Below are 6019 nucleotides of genomic sequence, written 5' to 3'. Positions count from 1 at the left end.
TCGTGGGCTATGCCGAGCAGATTGGCACGGAGGGCAAAGTTTTTGCGGAGCATGCGTGGCGGTATCGCGACTACCTCGTGGAGTCCTTTCACCAGGACAAACCCTTCGACCGGTTCATCCGCGAGCAACTCGCGGGCGATCTGCTACCTGCCGCCTCGCCGCAAGAGCGCCGAGAAAACCTCATCGCGACCGGTTTCATCGTGCTGGGAGATGTGGACATCAACGCCATCGACAAGCTCAAGATGGAGCACGACTTCGTGGACAGTCAGGTGAGCAAGGTGGGCACCGCCTTCCTCGGCATGACGCTGGGCTGCGTGCGCTGCCATGATCACAAGTTCGACGCCATTGGCCAGCAGGACTACTACGCGCTCGCGGGCATGTTCCGCAGCACGAAGACGACGTTCAAAACCCGCCACGGCATCTGGAGCAATATCCAGCGCGTGCCGCTGCCGGAGTTGGAGGAGGACCGGGCAGTCGCCCGCTCGCACGAGCAGAAGCTGGCGGGCTGGCGGCAGGAAAAACAGAAGCTGGAGGCCGAGTCGAAAGCCCTTGGTGACAAACCGGATGCGGCGGGCAAAAAGCGCCTCGACGAGTTGAAGAAGGAAATCACGGCGCTCGAACTCCGCATCGGTCACGGCGAGTATTTTCATCCCGGCAAACCACAAGCCATCGCCGTGCAGGATGCGGAAAAGCCCGCCGACATGCGCGTGACCATCCGAGGCAATCCGTATGCGCTGGGTGACACCATCCCGCGCGGTCTGGTGCGTGTGGCGATGTGGGGTCCGCAGCCGAAGATTCCCGCCGGGCAAAGCGGTCGCCTGCAACTGGCTGATTGGATCGCGGATGCTCGCCACCCGCTCACCGCGCGCATTGCGGTAAACCGCGTCTGGCAGAAGCTCTTCGGAGAGGGGTTGGTGCGCAGCGTGGACTACTTCGGCACGCGCGGTGATACGCCGAGCCATCCCGAGCTGCTCGATCACCTCGCGCATCGCTTCATGAAGGAAGGCTGGTCGCAGAAAAAGCTCATCCGCAAGCTCGCCCTCAGCCGCACCTACCGACTTTCCAGTGATGGTTTTCCCACAGATTCAGGGAGGCCCACAGATTTAAAATCAAATGAATCCCAATCTGTGGGCCTCCTTGAATCTGTGGGAGGAAAGGATCCCGAGAACAAGCTGCTCTCGCGCATGAACCGCCAGCGGCTCGATGCCGAGTCCATCCGCGATGCGATGCTGGTGGCGAGCGGACGACTTGCAGCGCCGTCTGGAGGGCCGGGACTGCCGTTGGAGTTCCCGGAGAACATCACCGGACTGCCGCTGAAGGAGAAGCAGGACGGTCACCCGCAGTTCAGCCTCAAAAAAGAGCGCGAGTCCCAGGCGGTGGAGCGCACGCTGTATCTGCCCGTGGTGCGCACCGGCACGCAGCCCGGCACAGCCCGGCTGCGTGATGTATTCGACTTCCCGCAGCCTGCGCAGTTCACCAGCAAGCGCAGCGAGACCACCGTGCCCACGCAGTCGCTCTACCTGCTCAATGCCGATCTCATCCGCGAGCGTGGCGAAGATCTCGCGAAGACCCTCCTTGCCATCCAAGCAGACGACTCGGCCCGCCTCGCAAGGCTATGGCTGCGTGTCTTGAACCGCCCCATCACCGCCGCCGAGCGTGAAGAAGCGCTCACCTTTCTGCAAGCCTCCAAAGCCGCCGGTGAAAGCCAAGCCTGGACCGAGCTGGCCCGCGCCCTCTTCGGCACAAACGAGTTTCTTCTCCGCTTTTGATCCGATTATGAAACCCGCACTTATCCTTGTCACACTATCGGCCTTCTCTCTCACGGAAGCTCACAGCGCGGAGACCGCAGTTCACAACTGGCCGCGCATTGAAGAACCACTCGTTGTTCCAGCCGAAAAGACGCCAAAACTCGGCACCGGTGATTTTTCCATCAGCGTGTGGGCCCGGGCAGATGCCACGGATCACGTCACCGGCGATTTGCTGAGCCAATACGATCCGAAGAAGCGGCGCGGCTTTCATCTCACGCTCAAGAGCAATCCAGGCGTGACCTCCAGCGTGGCGAACTGGCGGCATTTGCAGTTCGGCATTGATGATGACAAACCCAGTGCGTGGCGTGACTGCGGACGTCCTGGACAGGCCTTGTTCGCCTTTGCCATGGCGACGCATGAGGGTGCGCTCTATGCAGGCACTTGCGAGCCGGATGCGGGGGCGATGGGCCGGGTCTATCGCTACGCAGGTAGCGAAACATGGATCGACTGTGGCCGCCTCGACGGCAGCAATTCCGTCACCGCGCTCGCGGCATTCGAGGGCACCCTCTACGCGGGCACGGGCAAGTATCGCGTGGCGGGCTCAAGTCTGCCGGAGTCGCCAAACACCACGCTCGGCGGACGCGTCTTTCGTTATGAAGGCGGCTCGACGTGGGCGGACTGTGGGCAGTTGCCAGACACGGAGGCCGTCGGTGGACTCGTGGTGTTTCAGGGGCGGCTCTATGCCTCGTCACTCTACAAACCGGCGGGTTTTTTCCGCTATGAAGGCGGCACGCAGTGGACAAGGATGCCGGATGCCATCGGGCCGGACCTGAAGACGGGCGAGCTGGGACCGAAGCGCGTCGTCTCGCTCACGGCGCATGACGGCTTCCTCTACGCCACGAGCTATGATGGTGGCCGGGTGTATCGTTTCGATGGCAAAACGTGGACGGACTGCGGACAGATCGGCGATGACACGCAGACCTATGCCTTCACCAGCTACGAGGGCCGACTGCATGTCGCCATGTGGCCGAGTGCTCGCGTGTATCGTTTTGAAGACGTGGCCCGCTGGACGGACATCGGGCGTCTCGGTCAGGAAATGGAGGTCATGGGCATGATGGTCCACAACGGTCGCTTCATCGGCGGCACGCTGCCGCTCGCCGAAGTCCATGCCTACGATGGCGATGGCAAATGGACGCTCTGGCAGCGTCTCGATCACACGCCCGATGTGAAATACCGCCGAGCATGGACCATGGCAGAGCACGCGGGTGAGGTCTTCTGCGCCACGCTGCCCTCCGGCAAAGTCTGGGCCGCGCGGCATGGTCGTCAGGTCTCCTGGGATCACTCGCTGCCCTCCGGCTGGCATCACATCGCCGCAGTGAAGACCGCAGATCGACTCACGCTGCATGTGGATGGCAAGCAAGTCGCCGAGAGCACTGGATTCGATGCCGCCACATGGAATCTCGATAGCACAGCGCCCCTACGCCTCGGCACCGGCATGAACGGCCCCTTCAATGGCCAGCTTCGAGACCTGCAGATTCATCGTCGCGTGCTCACGGAAACGGAGATCGAAGCAGAAGCCGCGAAAAAACCGTACAAGTGACCACCCCAATCCACCTCCGACTGATCCCCATGATTCCCTCACCCTTCACCACCACCCGCCGCGCCTGGTTGCGCCAAACCAGCGCGGGCTTTGGCGCGATGGCCCTGCATGGTCTGCTGAACGCGGCAACCAATCCACTCGCGGTGCGCGCTCCGATGCTCCAGCCACGGGCGAAGCGTGTCATCTTCCTCTTCATGTCCGGCGGTCCCTCGCAGATGGACCTCTTTGATCCAAAGCCGCTCATCCAGCAACGACACGGTAAGTCCGTGAAGGCCCCGCTGCCGGAGCAGCATCGTCACGACAGCACAGCAGGACTCCTCGCTCTCGGCACCGACATCCCGGTGCGGCCTCGCGGTCAGTCCGGTGTCACGATTTCCGATCTGCTGCCGCACACCGCCGCCATCGCCGATGAGCTTTGCCTGCTGCGTGCCGTGCATGCGGACAACAACCAGCACGGCCCCGCGTTGCTCCAGATGCACACCGGAGCCATCGCCGAGGCGCGGCCCTCGCTCGGTTCCTGGGTCAGCTACGGCCTCGGCACCGAAAACCAAAACCTGCCCGCCTTTCTCACCATCCATCCCGGCATCGACACGCGGAACTACAGCGCCTCCTTCCTGCCCGCTGCGCATCAGGGCACGCCCGTCACGCTGCCCGCGAAGGTGAGTGATCCCGCCATCGCCTTCCTCACTGATCCAGCGACCGATGACGCCTCCCAGCGGCGGCGCTTTGATTTCATCCAGCGCATGAACCGCCGACTGCTGGCGCAAAATGACACGGATGCCCGCATGGAGGGCATGATCCACAGCCTGGAAACCGCCTTTCGCATGCAGACCGCCACGCCGGATCTGGTCGATCTCTCGAAGGAAACCGAGGCCACGAAAAAGCTCTACGGCATCGGCGAAATGACGACCGACAAAAACGGCCGCGCCTGCTTGCTCGCCCGTCGTCTCAGCGAGGCCGGTGTGCGCTTCGTGCAGGTCACCATGGACGGCTGGGATCACCACGGAGACATCCGCGGCGCTCTGCCGAAGAGCTGCGCCGCCAGCGACCTCCCGTGCGCCGGTTTGATCCGCGATCTGAAATCACGCGGCCTGCTAGATGACACTCTTGTGGTCTGGAGCGGCGAGTTTGGTCGCACCCCCTGGAGCCAGGACCTCAGTCGCACCGCGCCTATCGAAAAACATGGCCGCGAGCATCAGCCCGAGAGCTTCTGCGCCTGGATGGCCGGCGGCGGCGTGCGTGGCGGCCTCATGCATGGCGAGACCGACGAGTTCGGCTTCCGCCCCGTCTCCGGCAAGGTCCACCTGCACGACCTCCACGCCACCATCCTGCACCTGCTCGGCCTCGATCACGAACGCCTCACCTGGCGCCATCTCGGTCGCGATTTCCGCCTCACCGATGTCTATGGCGAAGTGGTGCGGGAGATCCTGGCGTGAGCGGCTTGCCACGACACACGACAAACGATGGCGGAGAAGCCTTCGCCAGTTCCCCCCGCGCCCATGACTCCAAGACTCCCCCAATTCATGCGCTTCACGCCTTTCAAATCAGCTTGCCAGGCTGTCTGCCGAGGCGCTTGCAGGCACTCCGGGAAGCGATGGGTTTGAGCAACGTCCACGCTGGCTCGCGAGCGTGGCATCAGTAGAAAACTTGTCGGCACTTGCGTCATTCATCTTGCCATGGGCGACGCCGGACGACTCACCACCGATGAAAGGTGCCAATCTCCACCTTGCCTCCGCCTTTCGGGTGCCATACACTCCAACCATGAAGACTCTGAGCATCCCATACCCCGAATCGCTTCTCGGTTCCCTACACGTTTCCGAAGGCGAGTTTGCGCGCGAAGCACGCATGGCGATGGCGGTGAAGCTCTTTGACACAGGCAGGCTCAGTTCCGGCCAAGCCGCCGATCTCGCCGACATGCCCCGAGTGCATTTCCTTTATGAACTCGGTCGTTGGGGCGTCTCCGCCTTGCAGACGAGTGAGGACGAGTTGGAGAGTGACTTGAACGTCGCCCGCACCCTGCATGACCGTCATCAACACTAGCCCCGCGATTCATCTCCACGCCGTTTTGCCGGGAGGGCTGGGTTCGCTGGCAGGATTGATTGGGGAAGTCATCGTCCCCTGGGAAGTCGGCCAGGAACTCGCCGCCGGTCATGCCAAAGATGCGACATGGCAGGAAATCCAATCCCTTCCAGGCATCCACCATCGCTCCCATCGTGTGGCCGTCCATCCCCTGCTTTCAGCGCAGATCGACATGGGCGAGGCTGCGGTCATCCAGACCGCGTTGGATGAAGCGCACGATGCTGTCATCCTTGACGACCTCAAAGCTCGGCGGATCGCCCAAACCCTCGGCCTCCAAGTGACAGGCACGCTTGGCATCCTGCTTCAAGCCAAACAAGCGGGCCTGCTGCCATCCGTGAGTGCAGCCATCGCCGCTCTGGAGAAACGCGGCATGTGGATCGCCCCAGCCTTGGCTGCTAAGGCGGTTCACCTCGCGGGTGAGTGATCATAGGGCTCGTTCAGAAATGAAGCACTTGCAGGCACTCCGGGAAGCGATGGGTTTGAGCAACGTCCGCCCTGGCTCGTGAGCGTGGCAGCAGCCGGGAATCCATCTGCAGGATCAAAGGCTGCCTCACGGCTTCATCGCCTTTAGCAGCTCCCGCAAGCTCAGCAC

5 protein-coding genes are annotated in these 6019 nt (G+C 62.5%); all 5 read left to right on the top strand.

Annotated elements, in window-relative coordinates; genetic code table 11:
• The coding region (locus ACILSI_RS26475) for a DUF1549 and DUF1553 domain-containing protein (RefSeq protein ID WP_395724936.1) at window positions 1-1769 on the top strand (1769 nt) is incomplete at its 5' end.
• Between the two features lie 7 nt (window positions 1770-1776).
• Window positions 1777-3348, top strand: coding sequence for a LamG-like jellyroll fold domain-containing protein (locus ACILSI_RS26470; protein ID WP_395724935.1), 1572 nt, complete (start codon window positions 1777-1779; stop codon window positions 3346-3348).
• 29 nt (window positions 3349-3377) lie between these two features.
• On the top strand, window positions 3378-4784 hold the full coding sequence (locus ACILSI_RS26465) for a DUF1501 domain-containing protein (RefSeq protein WP_395724934.1): 1407 nt from the start codon (window positions 3378-3380) through the stop codon (window positions 4782-4784).
• Between the two features lie 325 nt (window positions 4785-5109).
• Entirely contained in the window at window positions 5110-5388 is a 279-nt protein-coding gene (locus ACILSI_RS26460; RefSeq protein ID WP_395724933.1) for a UPF0175 family protein, read from the top strand.
• On the top strand, window positions 5369-5851 hold the full coding sequence (locus ACILSI_RS26455; RefSeq protein WP_395724932.1) for a DUF3368 domain-containing protein: 483 nt from the start codon (window positions 5369-5371) through the stop codon (window positions 5849-5851). Before ACILSI_RS26460 ends, ACILSI_RS26455 begins: the two co-directional genes overlap by 20 nt.
• Window positions 5852-6019 lie beyond the last annotated feature (168 nt).

The sequence above is a fragment of the Prosthecobacter sp. genome (assembly GCF_044232965.1).
In the GTDB taxonomy this organism is placed as follows: domain Bacteria; phylum Verrucomicrobiota; class Verrucomicrobiia; order Verrucomicrobiales; family Verrucomicrobiaceae; genus Prosthecobacter.
Note: the sequence above shows the minus strand (reverse complement) of the source record. Positions and strands in the feature narration are given on the sequence as shown.

Coding starts and splice junctions, on each gene's coding strand:
- ACILSI_RS26470 (WP_395724935.1), top strand. CDS start 1,777: ATGAAACCCGCACTTATCCTTGTCACACTATCGGCCTTCTCTCTCACG.
- ACILSI_RS26465 (WP_395724934.1), top strand. CDS start 3,378: ATGATTCCCTCACCCTTCACCACCACCCGCCGCGCCTGGTTGCGCCAA.
- ACILSI_RS26460 (WP_395724933.1), top strand. CDS start 5,110: ATGAAGACTCTGAGCATCCCATACCCCGAATCGCTTCTCGGTTCCCTA.
- ACILSI_RS26455 (WP_395724932.1), top strand. CDS start 5,369: ATGACCGTCATCAACACTAGCCCCGCGATTCATCTCCACGCCGTTTTG.